At 61.6% G+C, this 17,098-nt stretch carries 15 protein-coding genes; 6 read left to right on the top strand and 9 right to left on the bottom strand.

Annotation, left to right across the window (positions count from 1 at the left end; genetic code table 11):
- Positions 1–8 precede the first annotated feature (8 nt).
- Positions 9–731 (top strand): arginyltransferase, encoded by a 723-nt coding sequence (locus ACQ4W0_RS06580; RefSeq protein ID WP_436576024.1) that lies wholly within the window; start codon positions 9–11, stop codon positions 729–731.
- A gap of 40 nt (positions 732–771) precedes the next feature.
- Here ACQ4W0_RS06580 and ACQ4W0_RS06585 read toward each other — a convergent pair whose 3' ends face one another.
- Positions 772–4,083 carry a S41 family peptidase gene (locus tag ACQ4W0_RS06585; protein ID WP_436576025.1) on the bottom strand — a complete coding sequence of 1,104 codons (3,312 nt, stop codon included), beginning with the start codon at positions 4,081–4,083 and terminating at the stop codon, positions 772–774.
- Between the two features lie 182 nt (positions 4,084–4,265).
- Between ACQ4W0_RS06585 and ACQ4W0_RS06590 the strand changes: the two genes are divergently transcribed.
- From ACQ4W0_RS06590 to ACQ4W0_RS06610, 5 genes are all read left to right on the top strand, one after another.
- Positions 4,266–5,315 carry a quinone-dependent dihydroorotate dehydrogenase gene (locus tag ACQ4W0_RS06590; protein ID WP_436576026.1) on the top strand — a complete coding sequence of 350 codons (1,050 nt, stop codon included), beginning with the start codon at positions 4,266–4,268 and terminating at the stop codon, positions 5,313–5,315.
- Between the two features lie 9 nt (positions 5,316–5,324).
- Positions 5,325–6,371: an aldo/keto reductase gene (locus ACQ4W0_RS06595; RefSeq protein WP_436576027.1), complete on the top strand. Its 1,047-nt coding sequence runs from the start codon at positions 5,325–5,327 to the stop codon at positions 6,369–6,371.
- Between the two features lie 296 nt (positions 6,372–6,667).
- Positions 6,668–9,091 (top strand): TonB-dependent receptor plug domain-containing protein, encoded by a 2,424-nt coding sequence (locus ACQ4W0_RS06600; protein ID WP_436576028.1) that lies wholly within the window; start codon positions 6,668–6,670, stop codon positions 9,089–9,091.
- Positions 9,092–9,235: 144 nt separating this feature from the next.
- On the top strand, positions 9,236–9,847 hold the full coding sequence (locus ACQ4W0_RS06605; protein ID WP_436576029.1) for an immunity protein Imm33 domain-containing protein: 612 nt from the start codon (positions 9,236–9,238) through the stop codon (positions 9,845–9,847).
- Positions 9,844–10,197, top strand: a complete 354-nt coding sequence (locus ACQ4W0_RS06610; protein ID WP_436576030.1) for an MmcQ/YjbR family DNA-binding protein — start codon at positions 9,844–9,846, stop codon at positions 10,195–10,197. The genes ACQ4W0_RS06605 and ACQ4W0_RS06610 overlap by 4 nt, the downstream gene beginning before the upstream one ends.
- Here the strand turns inward: ACQ4W0_RS06610 and ACQ4W0_RS06615 are convergent.
- The 8 genes from ACQ4W0_RS06615 to ACQ4W0_RS06650 form a co-directional block, all read right to left on the bottom strand.
- Entirely contained in the window at positions 10,194–11,126 is a 933-nt protein-coding gene (locus tag ACQ4W0_RS06615) for a CysB family HTH-type transcriptional regulator (RefSeq protein WP_436576031.1), read from the bottom strand. The two genes, ACQ4W0_RS06610 and ACQ4W0_RS06615, sit on opposite strands and share 4 nt — an antisense overlap.
- Before the next feature lie 15 nt (positions 11,127–11,141).
- The gene (locus ACQ4W0_RS06620) at positions 11,142–12,212 is read right to left on the bottom strand and encodes a sulfate/molybdate ABC transporter ATP-binding protein (RefSeq protein WP_034747519.1); all 1,071 of its coding nucleotides are present in this window, start codon (positions 12,210–12,212) and stop codon (positions 11,142–11,144) included.
- Between the two features lies 1 nt (position 12,213).
- A complete protein-coding gene (gene cysW / locus ACQ4W0_RS06625) occupies positions 12,214–13,140 on the bottom strand; it encodes a sulfate ABC transporter permease subunit CysW (protein ID WP_436576032.1) in 927 nt (308 codons plus the stop codon).
- Positions 13,137–13,946, bottom strand: coding sequence for a sulfate ABC transporter permease subunit CysT (gene cysT, locus ACQ4W0_RS06630; RefSeq protein WP_436576033.1), 810 nt, complete (start codon positions 13,944–13,946; stop codon positions 13,137–13,139). Before cysT ends, cysW begins: the two co-directional genes overlap by 4 nt.
- Positions 13,947–14,183: 237 nt before the next feature.
- Complete coding sequence (locus ACQ4W0_RS06635) at positions 14,184–14,822, bottom strand: peroxiredoxin (RefSeq protein WP_436576034.1); 639 nt, start codon at positions 14,820–14,822, stop codon at positions 14,184–14,186.
- A 42-nt stretch (positions 14,823–14,864) separates the two neighbouring features.
- A complete protein-coding gene (locus tag ACQ4W0_RS06640; RefSeq protein WP_436576035.1) occupies positions 14,865–15,431 on the bottom strand; it encodes an RBBP9/YdeN family alpha/beta hydrolase in 567 nt (188 codons plus the stop codon).
- A gap of 53 nt (positions 15,432–15,484) precedes the next feature.
- A complete protein-coding gene (locus ACQ4W0_RS06645; RefSeq protein ID WP_436576036.1) occupies positions 15,485–16,489 on the bottom strand; it encodes a sulfate ABC transporter substrate-binding protein in 1,005 nt (334 codons plus the stop codon).
- A gap of 130 nt (positions 16,490–16,619) precedes the next feature.
- Entirely contained in the window at positions 16,620–17,003 is a 384-nt protein-coding gene (locus ACQ4W0_RS06650) for a diacylglycerol kinase (RefSeq protein ID WP_436576037.1), read from the bottom strand.
- Positions 17,004–17,098: the final 95 nt, after the last annotated feature.

Here is a 17,098-nt window from a genome sequence, read left to right on the forward strand (position 1 = left end):
GGATCAGCATGACGCACCTGAACGAACTACCGTTTGCCACCCTGCAGTTCTATACGACGGCCCCCTACCCGTGCAGCTATCTGGACGACCGCCAGGCGCGCTCGCAGGTAGCCACGCCTTCACACTTGATCAACAGCGACGTGTATTCGGAACTGGTGCGCAACGGCTTTCGCCGCAGCGGCATTTTCACCTACCGCCCGTATTGCGATGGCTGCCAGGCCTGCATTCCCGTGCGCGTGGTGGCGCAATCCTTCACGCCCAACCGTAACCAGCGCCGCGCCTGGAGCCGGCACGCCGACCTGCAAGCGGGCGTGGCCACCCTGTCCTTCCTTGACGAGCATTACGCGCTGTATCTGCGCTACCAGAGCACGCGCCACGCGGGCGGCGGCATGGACCAGGACAGCCGCGACCAGTACGCGCAATTCCTGCTGCAAAGCCGGGTCAACACGCGCCTGGTGGAATTTCGCGATGCCGAAGGCACCCTGCGCATGGTCAGCATCATCGACGTACTGGCCGATGGCCTGTCGTCCGTCTACACTTTTTTTGATCCGGACGTGCCGGGCGCCTCGTACGGCACCTACAACGTGCTGTGGCAAATCGCCCAGGCGCGCGAACTGGGCCTGCCGTATATCTACCTGGGCTACTGGATCGCGCAAAGCCCGAAGATGGCGTATAAGATCAACTTCAAGCCGCTGGAAGCGCGCATCAAGGGGCAGTGGGTGATCCTGTAAAAAAAAAGGGGCTTGCGCCCCTTTTGCTTATTAATCCCCTTTATTTGCTCTTGTCCGGAAACGCGGGACGCTTGGGCTGTACGGGTGGATTCTTTGCCAGTTCGGCCTGGATCACTTCAATCACCTTTTCCAGCTGCGGATCGCGGCCGGCGATGACGTCGGCCGGCGTTTGCTCGACTTCGATATCGGGCGGCACGCCTTCGTTTTCCACGCCCCAGCCATTCTCGCGCGTCCAGAACGCCAGGTTCGGCGCCGTGATGAAGCCGCCATCCATCAGCACGGGGAAGCCCAGCACGCCCACCAGGCCGCCCCAGGTGGCCTTGCCGATCAGCGGACCCATGTTGTTTTTGCGGAACATCCACGGCAGCAGGTCGCCGCCCGAGCCGGCCGTCTCGTCGATCAGCATCGCGCGCGGCCCCTGGATGGAGGCCGACGGCGTCTTCATGTCGGCGCCATAGCGCATGGTCCACCAGGCGATTTCCTTCTTCTGCAGGATCTCGATGTAGTAATCGGCCACGCTGCCGCCGCCATTGAAACGCTCGTCAACGATGATGGCCTGCTTGTCCGCCTGCGGGAAGAAATATCGCTTGAAGTAGGTGTGGCCCAGGCCCGCCGTATTGGGCACGTACACGTATGCCACCTTGCCGCCCGTCGCCGCATTGACCTTGCGCATATTGCCTTCGATCCAGTCGCGGTTGCGCAAGGCATCTTCGGTCGGCACGGGCACCACGGTGATCGTGCGCGCGCCCTTGCCGTCGGCCGATGGCCCCACAGTCAGGTCGATGGCCTTGCCGGCCGTGTTTTCAAAGGCGCTGTACAAGTTGGTGGGCGGCAACAAAGGGCGACTATCGACGGCCAGCAGGTATTCGCCCGCCTTGACGTTCAGGCCCGGCTCCGTCAGCGGGGCGCGCAGGGCCGGATTCCAGTTCAAGCCGCCATACACTTTCTTGAAGCGGTAATGGCCGTCGCTCACCTCGTAGTCGGCGCCCAGAAGCCCGCCCGGCACCTTCTTCGCCTCGACAAAATCGTCGCCACCGCCACCGCGGTGGTGGCCCACGGCCAGTTCGCTGCACATCCACTGGATCAACCGATTCAGGTCGGCGCGGCTCGACAGCTCGGGCAGGAAAACGGCGTACTTGTCGCGCATGGCCTTCCAGTTCACGCCATGCATGCCCGGATCATAGAAATAGTCGCGGTTGATACGCCACACCTCGTTGAAAATCTGCGTCCACTCGGCGCGCGGATCGGCTTTTACTTCGATGGCGTCGACCTTGATCTTGCCCTCGCCGGGCGCCAGCAGCTTGCCCGTGGCGGACCCCATGGCCCAGTTGTCCTTCTGGCGGTACAGCAGCTTCTTGCCGTCGGCCGAGACTTCGAAATCGTCCGCTTCGGCCACCACGGTTTCCGCCTTGCGCTCTTTTAAATCAAAACGCTGCACGGCCTTCTTGCCGTCGCTTTCGCGCAGCAAAAAGATCTGCCCCGCAGCGCCGGCGGCCAGGCTGGAGAACTGCGCGGCCGGCAGCGGCAAGTCGACGATGCGCGTGGCGATGCCGTCGAAATCGATGCTGATCGGCACCACGGGCGCCACCACCACTTTCGGATCGTCGCGGCCCGTCTTCGGATCGACCTTCGCTTCGCTCTTCGCTTCCGGCTCCGCCTTCGCCGTGTCTTTCTTGCTCTCCGCGCTAGCCGCCTTTTCCTCGTCGCTCTCCTTGATCAGGGGCGACGGCAAGTCGCGCCGCAGCACGGCCATCCACACGGTGCGCGTCACGAGGTTGTCTTCATTCTGCTGCGAGAACCAGTTGTTGCTGGGCCCCGCATTCGTCGAAGCGAAGAAGTACAGGTATTTGCCGCTCTTGTCGAACACGGGTTCGGCCACGTCGGACAGGCCATCGGTCACGGGCATGGACTTGTTCTGCTCGACGGAATAAATGTAGGCGCTGCGCGTGTAGGTGGGCGAATTGAGCGTGTAGGCCAGCCAGCGCGAGTCGGGCGCCCACGAGGCGCGCATGCTCTTGTCCACGCCATACATCGGTTCCGTGGCGACCTTTTGCAGCTTGCCCGTGCCGACGTCGATCACGTACAGGCTCCAGCCATTGTCGGCAAAGGCGATCTTCTTGCTGTCGGGCGACCAGACGGCGTTGTCATAGAAGCCGCTGCCATTGAGCGGGAACTTGCGCACGACGCCCTTGCCATCCTGCGCGCGCACATGCAGCGCATATTCGCCCGACTCGTCCGAGAAATACGCGACGGAGCGGCCATCGGGCGACCAGATGGGCGTGCGCTCGTGGGCGCCGGCCGTCTGCGTCAGGTTGCGCACGTCGCCCTTGTCGGCGGGGATGGTGACGATCTCGCCCCGGTATTCGAAGGCGACGCGGGCGCCCGACGGCGAAATCGACGCATCGCGGATGTATTTCGCGTTCTTGACCCAGCGGGGGCGCGTCTGCCCCAGGTCGCTGGCTACGCCGATGGTGAGTTTGTGCGCCTGGCCGCTGGCGATATCGTATGCGTGCAAATAGCCGGCCTGCTCGTAGACGATCTTGCCGTTCGCCGCCGAGGCGTTCAGCACGGGGAAATCGGTGTGCTGCGTCAGCTGGCGCACGGCCTTGGTCTTGACGTCGTAGGCAAACAGGTTGAATTCGCCGTTGCGGTCGGAGCGGAAGTACACGCTGTCACCTATCCACATCGGGTCGACGTCATTCGAGCGCGTAGTCGGCTGGGGGATTTTTTCGATGGATTTATCGGCGGAGGAGAATAGCCACAGCCAGGAATTGGTGCCGCCCCGGTAGCGCTTCCACTGCTTGAAGGCCGGCATCAGGGGGTTGTAAACGATGCGCTTGCCGTCCGGCGAATAGGTGGCGCGCGATGCATTCGGAATCTCCAGCTGCGTTTCCACGCCGCCCGCCACCGGCACCGTGAACAACTTCTGGAAGCGGTTGTTGAAGGCGGCGCGGGGCGAGGTGAACATCACGGCCTGGCCATCGGGCGTGAACGATTGCGCCAGGTCTGCACCAGGGTGGAAGGTCAGGCGGCGCGGCACGCCGCCCGCCGCCGCGATCACATACACGTCGACATTGCCGTCGATGTTGGCGCTATACGCGATCAGGCTGCCGTCGGGCGAGAAGACGGGGTTGGACTTGTCGCCCAGGTCCGACGTCAATCGCCGCGCGCCGCCGCCGTCCAGGTTCGACAGCCACAAATCGCCCGCATAGATGAAGGCGATATGGCGGCTGGAGACGGCCGGTTCGCTCAGCATGCGGGTGTCTTGCGTATTGGGCAGGGCCAGGGCCGGGTGGCTCAGCAGCAGTGCGCTGGCGGCCGCGATGGCCGTCAAGATGCGTGTCTTTTTCAATCGATGTCTCGCTTATTGTGTAAGAAAACAGAGGATGTCAACAGTCTGGGCTGGACTCAATGTTGCTTGAGGCCAATGACAACTATACACCGGAGCCGGCGCGGAACACGGTAAAATACCGGCAATTACATAGCCGGCCGCCAGCCCTTCCCGGTGGCCGGCACACCTACTCAAAGCGCCCCATGTCCGAAAAATTCCTGTACTCCCTCGCCCGCCCGCTGCTGTTTTCGATGGATGCCGAAGCGGCCCACCATCTCACCCTGCCCGCCCTGAAACGCGCCAGCGCGCTGGGCCTGACGAAGCTGGCCGGCAAACCGGCACTTGATCCGCGCACGGTGATGGGCATCACCTTCCCGAACCCGGTGGGCCTGGCCGCGGGCCTGGACAAGGATGGCGCCTACATCGACGCGCTGGCCGACCTGGGTTTTGGCTCCATCGAAGTGGGCACCGTCACGCCGCGCGCGCAGGCCGGCAATCCGAAACCGCGCATGTTCCGCCTGCCACAGGCGCAGGGCATCATCAACCGCATGGGCTTTAACAATGGCGGCGTGGACGCCTTCGTGGCGAATGTGCAGGCGTCGAAGTTTTACCAAAACCGCGCCGGCGTGCTGGGCCTGAACATCGGCAAGAACGCCGACACGCCCATCGAACGGGCGGCCGACGACTACCTGCTGTGTCTGGAAAAAGTCTACCCCTACGCCAGCTATGTGACGGTGAACATCTCGTCGCCCAACACCAAGAATTTGCGCCAGCTGCAGGGCGCGTCCGAACTCGACGCCCTGCTATCGCAACTGAAGGAAGCGCAGGCCCGCCTGGCGGACCAGCATAAACGCTACGTGCCGCTGGCCCTCAAAATCGCGCCGGACATGGATGGCGAGCAGGTGAAAAGCATAGCCGAATCGCTCACGCGCCACCGCATCGATGGCGTCATCGCCACCAACACGACCCTGTCGCGCAGCGCCGTCGAAGGCATGCCGCATGGCGCCGAAGCAGGCGGCCTGTCGGGCGCGCCCGTGTTCGAGCTGTCGAACAATGTCATCCGCCTGCTGAAGGCGGAACTGGGCGACGCCTTGCCCATCATCGGCGTGGGCGGCATCATGCAGGGCAAGGATGCCTTGGCCAAGTTCGAATCGGGCGCGCAGCTGGTGCAGCTGTACAGCGGCCTGATTTATGCGGGCCCCGCGCTGATCAAGGACTGCGCGCGCGCGCTGCACGGCAAGCAGGCCCGCTAAGGACGTCGCATGGAAAAGATCAAGCTGGGTTCCAGCAGCCTGGAAGTGAGCCGGATCTGTCTGGGCACGATGACCTTCGGCGAACAGAATTCGGAAGCCGAAGCGCACAGCCAGCTCGATTACGCGCTGGAACGGGGCATCAACTTCATCGACACGGCGGAGATGTATCCGGTGATGGCCAGCGCGCAGACGCAGGGCAGCACCGAGCGCTACATTGGCAGCTGGCTCAAGAAAAGCGGCAGGCGCGGCGACATCGTCCTGGCCAGCAAGGTGGCCGGGCCGAACTCGCGCATGCACTGGATACGCAAGGGCAAGACGGACCATGACGCGCTCAACATCCGCGCCGCCGTCGAAGACAGTTTGCGCCGGCTGCAGACGGAACACATTGACCTGTATCAGTTGCACTGGCCCAGCCGCAACCTGCCCATCTTCGGCGCCAGCGTGTACAACCCGCGCAAGGAACACGCCTCGGTCGCCATCGACGACACCCTGGCCGTGCTGGGCAAGCTGATCGAGGAAGGCAAGATCGGCCACATCGGCGTGTCGAACGAATCGTCGTGGGGCGTGTGCGAATTCATCAAGCAGGCGGAGCTGAAAGGCTTGCCGCGCATCGCGTCCATCCAGAACCTGTACAACCTGACGGCGCGCCATTTCGAGACGAGCCTGCTCGACGAAACCTGCCACCGCGAGAACGTCGGCTTGCTGGCCTACAGCCCGCTGGCGTTCGGCCAACTGACGGCGAAATACCTCGACGATCCGCAGGCCAAGGGCCGCCTGACGCGCTTCCCTGCCGGCTGGAGTCCCCGCTACGTGCGCCCCGCCACCATAGCGGCAGCCAGCCAGTACGCGGCGGTGGCCCGCGCGCACGGCTTGACGCCGGCGCAACTGGCGCTGGCCTGGTGCTACTCGCGATGGTTCGTGGCCTCCACCATCATCGGCGCCACCAGCGTGGAGCAGTTGCAGCAAAATATCGATGCGCATCAAGTCACCTTGGCGCCGGAACTGGTGGCCGCCGTCGACGTCATCCACGCCAGCCTGCCGAATCCAGGACAGTAAACGCCCTCCGCCTGGCGGCGCAAGCCGCCGCCAGGCTAACTACTCTCCTCGCAGATAGTCGTATTTATACAACAGCCAGTAATTTACTGCGGCGCAGCATTGCAGCCTTGCCATGCCCGGTCGTATGCTGGAGACAAGGCCATATGCACTACTCGCGCCATTTTGACGAGTATCAGATATTTATTGCATATCGATAGACAGAACAATTCGTAAGCACGCCGTTCGCCCGCTGCTAAGCTGATTTCGTCATCGGACCGCCATGGTCCGCGCAACCACTAACCGAAGAGATATTGTCGATGAGTTCAAGCACCGCCCGCTCCCAGCTTCCCGCCCTCCCCGTGAAAACCGTCCTCGCCGCCAGCCTGATCGCCTGCTTCAGCCTGCCAATGCATGTGCAAGCGCAGCAAGAGCTGCCGGCCGAGGGGGAATTGCAATCGGTGGTGGTCACCGGCACCTTCGCCAAGAACCGCCGCACCATCGACTCCGAATCGCCGATCGACATCCTCACTTCACGCGACCTGCAAAGCACGGGTTCGTCCGAACTGGCTACCGTACTGGCGCGCCTGCTGCCATCGCTGAACTTTGCCCGCGCCACGGGCGCCGACGCCAGCGACGCCGTGCGTCCTGCCCAGTTGCGCGGCCTGTCGCCCGACCAGACCCTGGTGCTGGTGAACGGCAAGCGCCGCTATACCTCGGCTGTCGTCAACGTCAACGGTTCGCTGGGCCGCGGCTCGGCGCCCGTCGACCTGAACGCCATTCCCCTGGCCGCCATCGACCACGTGGAAGTGCTGCGCGATGGTGCGGCGGCCCAGTACGGCTCCGACGCGATTGCCGGCGTGATCAACATCATCCTGAAAAAAGGCGCGGCCGGCGGCGATATCGAAGTCGGCTATGGCCAGACGCAGGAACGCGACGGCAAGCAGAAATCCATCAAGGGCTCGGCCGGCTTCGCCCTGGGCAACGACGGCTGGGTGCGCGTCTCGGCCGAAGTGGCCGAACGCGACCCGACCAACCGCGCTGGCGCCGATTTCCGCAATCCGCTGGAGCCGCGCTACGGCAAGGTCAACCAGCGCTATGGCGACCCGGAAAGCAAGCCGGCGACGATTTTCCTCAACAGCGAATACCACATCAATGACAATGTGGACTGGTACGCCTTCGGCAACTACGGCAAGCGCGACACGTCGGCCGCCGCCACCTGGCGCACGGCGCTGATCACGGACCCGAATAATTCGAAGCTGTTCGTCCAGCGCACGCCGCTCTTCCCGGAAGGCTTCTTGCCGCTGCAAAACAGCACCTTGACGGACCAGTCCATCGTCACTGGCCTGCGCGGTGAAGCGGCCGGCTGGCGCTGGGATGCCAGCATCAATTACGGCAGCAACAAGTTCGAACTGGACCTGGACAACACGGTCAACCAGTCGCTGGGCGCAAACAGCCCCACGCACTTCTATGCCGGTTCACTGAAAAACGAACAGACGGTATTCAACCTGGACGCGGCGCGCGAATTTCCCGTGTCTTACTTTACGGGACCGCTGACTGTAGCCGTCGGTGCGGAAGCGCGCCATGAGAAGTACAGCATCGGTGCAGGGGACGAAGCGTCGTACACGGGTGGCGGCTCGCAAGGCTTTGCCGGCTTCCGTCCTGCCAACGCAGGCAGCCATTCGCGCCACAACGAGTCGATCTATGTGAACCTGGAAGCGGAAGCGACGAAAAACCTGTCCGGTGGCGTGGCCCTGCGCCATGAACGCTACAGCGATTTCGGCAGCACCACTTCGGCCAAGGGTTCGGCCCGTTACTCATTCACCGATGCACTGTCCCTGCGCGGCACCGTGTCGAGCGGCTTCCGCGCGCCATCGCTGGCGCAGCAGTACTACACCATCACCACCACCAACTTCCAGGTCGTCAACGGCGTCAACACACCGATCGAGACGGGCACCTTCGCCGTCAACACACCACAGGCGCGCGCCCTGGGTGCACAGGACCTGAAACCGGAAAAGGCCCGCAACTATAGCCTGGGCCTGCAATTCCAGCCCAGCCGCAACTTCACGACGACAGTGGACGCCTACCGCATCGACATCGACAACCGCATCCTGTTCTCGGCCAATCTGATACTCAGCAATGCTTTGAAGAACATCCTGGCCGCCCAAGGCACGCCGGTGGGTTCGGGTCGCTACTTCACCAACGCCGTCGACACGCGCACGGAAGGCGTGGACATCGTCAGCACCTACCGCATCGACCTGCAGGACAAGGACCGCCTGGACCTCACCGTGGCGTACAACCATAATAAGAGCACGGTACGGAAAATCGCCGACAATCCGGCCATCCTGACGGCCAACAACCTGAAACTGATCGACCGCCAGAGCATCGACCGCATCACGGTGGCGTCGCCGAAAGACAAGTTCAGCCTGGCCGCCGACTACGGCTTCGGCATCTGGAATGCGCACGGCGTCGTGACCCGCTACGGCAGCTTCACCGTGCCGCAAAACGACGTCAAGCTGGACCAGACGTATGACCCGCAATGGGTGCTGGACGTGTCCGGTTCCGTGAAACTGGGCAAGAACTGGCGCCTGGTGGCCGGCATCGACAACGTCACCAACCGCTACCCGGCGCAAGTGACCAGCAATGGCAACCTGAGCGTCAACGGCACCCAGCCTTACAGCATCTTCGCGCCGAACGGCTTCAACGGCCGCTATTACTACGCCAAGGCGGGTTATAGCTGGTAATAGCTGGCAATACCAACGCAGCACGGGAGGCATCTGCCTCCCGTTTTTATTCCAGCCTATCAAATAAGGCCCTGGCGTACGGGTGGCCATCCTGGCAAGCAATCGGCTACCATGGACATTCCCCCACTCTGACGACGGATAACCATGCCCAGCTGGCACCTGGCCGACGCCGCCGAACTGGCAGCGCGCCATCCCTACACCTTCTATAAATCACCGCCCGAGGCCATCGCCCAGGTACGCCCCGGCGATGTGGTGAAGCTGATCTTCGCCTTCCACAGCGACGATCCGCAAGCGCCGGTCGCCGAGCGCATGTGGGTGCTGGTGGATACGATAGAGCCGCATGGGCACTTCACCGGCAAGCTAGACAACATGCCCGGCTACATCGCCGATTTGCACGCCAAAGACCCCATCGCCTTCGCGGCGCGCCACATCATCAATACGCAGCACGACGATGACGATAACCTCGTTAACCGCTACGCGGGCCTGTGCTTCGTCACAAAACGCGTGCTGGAAGATGGCGCGCCCGTCGGCTATCTGTACCGCGAGGAACCGGACAACGGCGACGACAGCGGCTGGCGCTTCACGGCCAACGACGAGAGCGACGACTATATCAACGACAGCGCCAACGTGGCCCTTGTCTCGCTGGGTGCCGTGCTCAGCGTGGATGACCGCTTCATCCGCCTGCTGGACTCGCCTGCAGGGTCAGCCTATGCCTTCGACCACAACACGCAACAATTCATGGCGGTTGACGAATGACAACAGATGAACTGAAGGAATTTTGCGCGGCGCTGCCGGGCGCGCAAGCCGTGCTGTACGGTGCGCCGTCGAACATCCTCGTGGTTGCAGTGAGCGGCAAGAAGTTTGCCTATTTCAAGACCAGCGCACCGGAGCAGTGGCGCTTCAGCCTGAGAGTCAGCGCGGAACGCTTTATTGAATTGACGGACATGCCGGGCATCAAACCGGCCCGCTACATGGGCCGCTTTCACTGGGTCACCATCGTCGACGTGGCGCGCTTCCCTGCCGATTACCTTGCGGAACTGGTGCAAGATAGCTACGCGCGCGCCGTGGCCAGCCTGACGCGCGCGCAGCGGGCAGCCATCGCCTAGAGCGCTTCCTCTCCCGCCATGGCACGGTCGATGTCTTCGCGCGTCAGGTCCGGCGCCAGTTGCAGGATGAACTCGTAGGCGTAGGCGCGCAGGTAGGCGCCACGGCGCACGGCCAGGCGCGTCGTGTTGGTGGCGAACAAATGCGACGCTTCCACCGCCCGCAAGCCCTTGTCACGGCCATGGTCGAAGGCCATCGATGCCACGATGCCCACACCCATGCCCAGCGCCACGTATTGTTTGATGACGTCGGAATCCATGGCCGTCAAAATAATATCGGTGGCCACGCCCGCCTTGGCGAACGCGTCGTCAATATGGCCGCGGCCCGTGAAACCCTTGTCGTAGGTAATCAACGGGTATTTCGCCAGGTCTTCCAGGCGGATGGGGGAATGTTCGAGCAGCGGATGGCCGTCCGGCACGACGATCAGATGGCTCCAGCGGTAGCACGGGAACGACACCAGGTCGGGGAACTGGCTCAAGCCTTCCGTGGCGATGCCGATATCGGTCTTGCCTGACAGTACCCATTCCGCGATATGTTCGGGCGCGCTTTGTTGTAGCGCAATACGCACGTCGGGGAAGGCGGCGCGAAAACCCTGCACCACTTTCGGCAGCGCATAGCGCGCCTGCGTGTGCGTGGCCGCCACGGACAGGGTGCCGCTGGTCTGGCCGCTGTATTCCAGGCTGGCCTGCTGCAGGTTTTCCGCCTCGATCAAGAGGCGGTCGACGATTTTCAGGATGCCCTTGCCCGGCTCCGTCAAGCCCGTCAATCGCTTGCCGTTGCGCTCGAAGATAACCACGCCCAGCTCGTCTTCCAGTTCGCGTATCTGCCGGCTCACGCCCGGCTGCGACGTGAACAAGGCGTTCGCCACTTCCGTCAGGTTGTAGCCGCGGCGGGCCGCTTCGCGGATCGAGCGCAGTTGTTGAAAGTTCATATTGATTCCAGCCTTTTAGGTTCTTGTTGGTTCGACGAACACATGCAGGCGTTTCGGGCGGACAACCAAGGTCTCGCCCTCCTTCAGTTGCAGATGGGTGAAGCGCTCGTTCGACATCACCGCTTCGATCAGTTCGCTGTTATCGACGCGCTGCAAGTCCAGCTGGGCCAGCGGGCCGATCGCATGGGCGCGGCTCAGCTTGACCACAATGCCTTCGGCCCCCTGCGTGTAACGGTCGATTTCCAGGTCGTGCGGACGCACATAGGCCGTGCCCTTGCTGTCGCTCACGCCCGCGTAATCGGGCACCTCGAAGCTGGCGTCGCCCGTCGCCATCACGCCGTCATGCACACGGCCGTGGAACAGGTTGACGTTACCCAGGAAGCCGTACACGAAGGGCGAAGCCGGGTGGTTGTAAACTTGTTCCGGGGAACCGAGTTGCTCGACGGTGCCCTTGTTCATCAGCACGACTTGATCCGCCACTTCCAGCGCCTCTTCCTGGTCATGCGTGACGAAAATGCTGGTGACGTGCAAGTCGTCGTGCAGGCGGCGCAGCCAGCGGCGCAATTCCTTGCGCACCTTGGCGTCGAGCGCGCCGAACGGTTCGTCCAGCAGCAGCACGCGCGGCTCGACAGCCAAGGCGCGCGCCAGGGCGATACGCTGGCGTTGTCCACCCGACAATTGCGGCGGATAACGGTCGGCCAGCCAGTCCAGCTGCACCAGTTCCAGCAAATCTTTCACCTTGCGGCGGATCTGGTCTTCCGACGGGCGCTCGCTGCGCGACTTCACGCGCAAGCCAAACGCCACGTTTTCAAACACCGTCATGTGCTTGAACAGCGCGTAATGCTGGAACACGAAACCGACTTGCCGCTCGCGCACGTGGCGGTTCGACGCGTCTTCCGCGTCCAGCAGCACCTGCCCGCTGTCCGGATGCTCCAGGCCAGCGATGATGCGCAGCAAGGTTGTTTTACCGCAACCGGACGGACCCAGCAGGGCTGTCAGTTCGCCGGCGGGAAAGTCCAGCGAGATATTGTCGAGGGCGACGAAATCGCCGAAACGCTTGTGGATGTTTTTAACTGCGATGGTCATATCAGTGCTCCGTGGAACGTAAGGCGGAATCGTCGGCGTCGCTCTCGTTCAAACGCCACTCAATAAAGGCTTTCAAGGCCAGGGTCACCAGGGCCAGCAAGGCCAGCAGGGAGGCGACGGCAAACGCGGCGGCGAAGTTGTACTCGTTGTACAAAATCTCCACTTGCAGCGGCATGGTGTTCGTTTCGCCGCGGATATGGCCGGAGACCACGGACACGGCGCCGAACTCGCCCATGGCGCGCGCATTGCACAGGATCACGCCATACAGCAAACCCCACTTGATGTTTGGCAAGGTCACTCTGCGGAAAGTATTCCAGCCCGACGCGCCCAGCACGAGTGCCGCCTCTTCCTCTTCGCTGCCTTGCGACTGCATCAGCGGTATCAGTTCGCGCGCCACGAACGGAAAAGTAATAAAAATGGTGGCCAGCACAATGCCGGGCACGGCAAACAAAATCTTGATGTCGTGCGCCTGCAGCCAGGGACCGAACCAGCCCTGGGCGCCAAACATCAGCACGTAGATCAGGCCGGAAATCACGGGCGAGACGGAGAACGGCAAGTCGATCAGGGTCAGCAGGATGCTCTTGCCGCGGAATTCAAACTTGGCGATACACCACGAGGCGGCCACGCCGAACACTAGGTTCAGCGGCACGGCGATGACCGCCGTGATCAGGGTCAGCTTGATGGCCGAAATCGCATCCGGATCGATGATGGCGGCGATATACGCTTCCCAGCCCTTCTTGAACGCTTCGGCAAACACGGCCACCAGGGGCACGATCAGGAAAGCCGTCAAAAACAGCAAGGCGATGGTGATCAGGACGGTGCGTACCCACAATGGTTCCAGCACGACGGGACCGACATTCGGTTCGAAACGGCGCGCTTTTGGCAGCGCATCTTCCACATTCGCAACCGCAGAGACATTGGTACTCATGATTTCTTCGCCTTTCCGCGCGTCCATGCTTGCAGCAGGTTAATTGTCAACAGCAGCAGGAAGGACGCCACCAGCATCACCACGGCAATGGCCGTGGCGCCCGCGTAATCGTATTGTTCCAGCTTGGTAATAATGAACAGTGGTGTAATTTCCGACACCATCGGCATATTGCCGGCGATAAAGATCACGGAGCCGTACTCGCCCGTGGCGCGGGCAAAGGCCAGCGCAAAGCCCGTCAGCAGCGACGGCAGAATCGTGGGGAAGATGACGCGGGTAAACGTTTGCAGCGAATTGGCGCCCAGGCTGGCGGCCGCCTCTTCCAGTTCCTTTTCCGCGTCTTCCAGCACCGGTTGCACGGTGCGCACGACGAAGGGCAAGCCGATGAAGGTCAGCGCCACCACCACGCCCAGCGGCGTGAACGCCACCTTGATGCCCAGCACGCCTTCGATGAACTGGCCGAACCAGCCGTTCGACGAGTACAGGGCCGTCAGGGTGATGCCGGCCACGGCCGTCGGCAAGGCGAACGGCAAGTCGACCAGCGCATCGATGATGCGCTTGCCAGGGAATTTATAGCGCACCAGCACCCAGGCCAGGATGCCGCCAAACACCACGTTCAGCAGGGCGGCGATCAGCGAAGCGCCAAATGTCAGCCGGTACGATGCCATTACGCGATCGGACGTGACGGCGCTGAAGAAGGCGTCCCACGTCATGGTGAAGGTTTTCAGGAACACCGACGAGAGCGGAATGAGAACGATCAAGGCCAGGTAAAAGAGCGTGAAGCCCAGTGACAGCTTAAACCCCGGCATGACCCGAAACGGCGCTCCGCGCGCCTTGACCGGCGCTGCTGATGCTGATGCTGCAGACATAGAAAAACTCCTTCTTATTACATTTTTGAGTTATAGAGTGCAATATTCACATGCAATCGTTATAAAAAGAACTAACCATTTCTCATTTGCTTAGATGGATTTCGCATACTTGCTTGCGGAATCTGCGGGCGAAAAAAAACGCACCGGCGAGGTGCGTTTTTGTTGGAATTGAAACTTTTATTTGTTTGGCTGCGGCGTGAGGCGTAAATATGGCTTGGCGGCCGTAAAGCCCTTCGGATACTTCTGCTTGATCACGTCCGGGTCTTGCACGGTCAGGGGAATGATGACGTCGTCGCCATCTTTCCAGTTGCCGGGCGTGGCTACCGTGTAGCCGTCCGTCAGCTGCAGGGCATCGAGGACGCGCAGGATTTCATTGAAGTTGCGGCCCGTGCTCAGCGGATACGTGAGGATCAGCCGCACTTTCTTGTTCGGGTCGATGATGAAGACGGAACGCACGGTGGCCGTGACGGATTGCTCCGGGTGGATCATGTCGTACAGCACCGACACTTTCTTGTCGACGTCGGCGATGATGGGGAAGCCAACCACGGTGTTTTGCGTCTCTTCGATATCCTTGATCCAGCTCTTGTGCGACTCGGCCGCATCCACGGACAGGGCGATGGCCTTCACGTTGCGCTTGTCAAATTCCGGCTTGAGCTTGGCTGTCAGGCCCAGTTCCGTCGTGCACACGGGGGTAAAGTCCGCCGGGTGGGAAAACAGCACCACCCAGGAATTGCCAGCCCACTCGTGGAACTTGAGCGTGCCGATCGAGCTGTCTTGTTCAAAATCAGGGGCGACATCGCCCAGGCGTAAAGTCATCGTGATCTCCTTGAAAAGTTGTGTGGCGGGATGTTCGTCGAATCAGGCTGCCTGACGGTGGCGTTTGTCGCTTTGCGCCAGATCAAACAGTGTTTGCAGTTGCGCCTGGCCGTAGACCCAGTCACCAAGGCGCGACTCGGCGTTGATATGGCCCAGCGCACCGCCATCAATATACTTGCAATTCCAGCGCCGCGCCCACTGCGCCGCGTGCTCGGCCGTCATCCACGGGTCCGTCTGGCTGGCGATCAATATGCCGGGGCAAGGCAATCGCTTTTGCGGCAAGGCTTTCGCCACGCCAAACTTGTCCGGATCGGCCGGCCCCACCAGCAGCACGCCGGCCACGCCGTGCGGGTCGCGGGCCAGGCTGTGTGCCGTCGTCAAACAGCCGAAACTGTGGGCGACGATCAGGGTCGGGCGCGCATCTTGCCGCCGCACCTGGTCCAGGCGTGCCGACCAAGTAGCCAGATCGGGTTCGTTCCAGTCGTCCTGCTCGACCCGCTCGAATTGCGGATACAGGCGCTGCCAGCGACTCTGCCAGTGCTCTGGACCGCTGTTATGCAAGCCCGGCACGATCAGTACCCGGTAATCGGAAAAGCTGCGCAGCGCCATGATAGATCCCTTTTAGTAGCAGTCTGGCAACCGTTGCCGATTGCCATCCGATATTACTTGGGTTGGTAGATCTGGTCGAAGATGCCGCCGTCGGCAAAGTGTGCCTTCTGTGCTGCCGTCCAGCCACCGGCCACTTGCTCGATGGTGAACAGGTTGACCTTGGCGAACTGGGATGCGTATTTCTTCGCCGCCTTGTCCGTTGCCGGACGATAGTAATTCTTGGCGATGATGTCTTGCGCTTCGTCCGTGTACAGATAGTTCAGGTAGGCCTCGGCCACCTTGCGCGTACCGTGCTTGTCGGCAAACTTGTCCACAACGGCGACGGGCGGCTCGGCCAGGATGCTGACGGACGGCGTGATGATGTCGAACTTGGTCGGACCCAGTTCCTTGACGGCCAGGTAAGCTTCGTTTTCCCAGGCGATCAGCACGTCGCCGATGCCCCGTTCGACAAACGTGGTGGTGGCGCCGCGCGCGCCGGAATCGAGCACGGGCACGTTCTTATACAGTTTGCCGAGGAAATCCTTGGCCTTGGCTTCGTTGCCGCCCGGCTGGCGCAAGGCGTAGCCCCAGGCTGCCAAATGGTTCCAGCGGGCGCCGCCCGAGGTTTTCGGATTCGGCGTGATGACGGACACGCCCGGCTTGATCAGGTCGTTCCAATCCTTGATGCCTTTCGGATTGCCCTTGCGCACCAGAAACACGATGGTCGAGGTGTAAGGCGAGCTGTTGTGCGTCAAGCGTTTTTGCCAGTCGGCGGCCAGCAGCTTGTGCTCGGCCAGCGCATCGATGTCGTAAGCCAGGGCCAGGGTCACCACGTCCGCTTCCAGACCATCGATGACGGCGCGCGCCTGCTTGCCGGACCCGCCGTGCGATTGCTTGATCTTGACGTTGTCGCCCGTCTTGCCTTTCCACTCCTTGGCAAATGCCGTGTTCACATCCTGATACAGCTCGCGCGTCGGGTCATACGACACGTTGAGCAGGGTGATATCGGCAGCCTGCGCCGTTTGCAGAATGGCAAACGCGCTGAGGGCAGCGGCAATGATGATTTTTTTCGACAGCATCTAAGATCCCCGTGTGGTTGAACTTTCAGAGCCACCAGATTACGGCGCTATGGCCTCAAAGAGAACGAAGCGTTTCGCCGTTTGATATACATTTTTCGCATATGGACGGCGCGCAACGGGGATAAAGCAGTTAATAAAACCGGTTGAACAGGACAACAGCCCAGGTGGCGAAGGCCAGAATGCAGGTCAGCAGCACGGCGGCGCTGCCGAAGTCCTTGGCGTTTTTCGACAGAGGATGGCGTTCGAGCGAGATGCGGTCGACCACGGCTTCCAGCGCAGAGTTAAGCAATTCAATGATCAAAACCAGCAGCAGCACACCGATCAGCACCAGTTTTTCAAAGGCGGAGATGCGCAGCAGCAAGGCGATCACCGTGCCGACGACGAACAGGCCCAGCTCCTGGCGAAACGCGTGTTCATGGCGCCAGGCCGCCTTCAAGCCATCGAGCGAGTAGAAAAAGGCGGCAAAAATCCGTTTCAAGCCACTTTTGCTCTTGAATTCATTTACAGGTTGCATAGTTTTCCGTGGTTCAAAGTACGTCCAGTCGCCAATTATGAGGGCCGGCATGAGAATTGTGACAATTTATTCGCTGAATATCTCGGAAGATTTCA

Source organism: Janthinobacterium breve, from assembly GCF_051380895.1.
Taxonomy (GTDB): Bacteria; Pseudomonadota; Gammaproteobacteria; order Burkholderiales; family Burkholderiaceae_D; genus Janthinobacterium.

Excerpts from the sequence above, each read along its gene's own strand:
- ACQ4W0_RS06580 (WP_436576024.1), top strand. The coding sequence starts at position 9 with ATGACGCACCTGAACGAACTACCGTTTGCCACCCTGCAGTTCTATACG.
- ACQ4W0_RS06590 (WP_436576026.1), top strand. The coding sequence starts at position 4,266 with ATGTCCGAAAAATTCCTGTACTCCCTCGCCCGCCCGCTGCTGTTTTCG.
- ACQ4W0_RS06595 (WP_436576027.1), top strand. The coding sequence starts at position 5,325 with ATGGAAAAGATCAAGCTGGGTTCCAGCAGCCTGGAAGTGAGCCGGATC.
- ACQ4W0_RS06600 (WP_436576028.1), top strand. The coding sequence starts at position 6,668 with ATGAGTTCAAGCACCGCCCGCTCCCAGCTTCCCGCCCTCCCCGTGAAA.
- ACQ4W0_RS06605 (WP_436576029.1), top strand. The coding sequence starts at position 9,236 with ATGCCCAGCTGGCACCTGGCCGACGCCGCCGAACTGGCAGCGCGCCAT.
- ACQ4W0_RS06610 (WP_436576030.1), top strand. The coding sequence starts at position 9,844 with ATGACAACAGATGAACTGAAGGAATTTTGCGCGGCGCTGCCGGGCGCG.
- ACQ4W0_RS06615 (WP_436576031.1), bottom strand. The coding sequence starts at position 11,126 with ATGAACTTTCAACAACTGCGCTCGATCCGCGAAGCGGCCCGCCGCGGC.
- ACQ4W0_RS06620 (WP_034747519.1), bottom strand. The coding sequence starts at position 12,212 with ATGACCATCGCAGTTAAAAACATCCACAAGCGTTTCGGCGATTTCGTC.
- cysW (WP_436576032.1), bottom strand. The coding sequence starts at position 13,140 with ATGAGTACCAATGTCTCTGCGGTTGCGAATGTGGAAGATGCGCTGCCA.
- cysT (WP_436576033.1), bottom strand. The coding sequence starts at position 13,946 with ATGCCGGGGTTTAAGCTGTCACTGGGCTTCACGCTCTTTTACCTGGCC.
- ACQ4W0_RS06635 (WP_436576034.1), bottom strand. The coding sequence starts at position 14,822 with ATGACTTTACGCCTGGGCGATGTCGCCCCTGATTTTGAACAAGACAGC.
- ACQ4W0_RS06640 (WP_436576035.1), bottom strand. The coding sequence starts at position 15,431 with ATGGCGCTGCGCAGCTTTTCCGATTACCGGGTACTGATCGTGCCGGGC.
- ACQ4W0_RS06645 (WP_436576036.1), bottom strand. The coding sequence starts at position 16,489 with ATGCTGTCGAAAAAAATCATCATTGCCGCTGCCCTCAGCGCGTTTGCC.
- ACQ4W0_RS06650 (WP_436576037.1), bottom strand. The coding sequence starts at position 17,003 with ATGCAACCTGTAAATGAATTCAAGAGCAAAAGTGGCTTGAAACGGATT.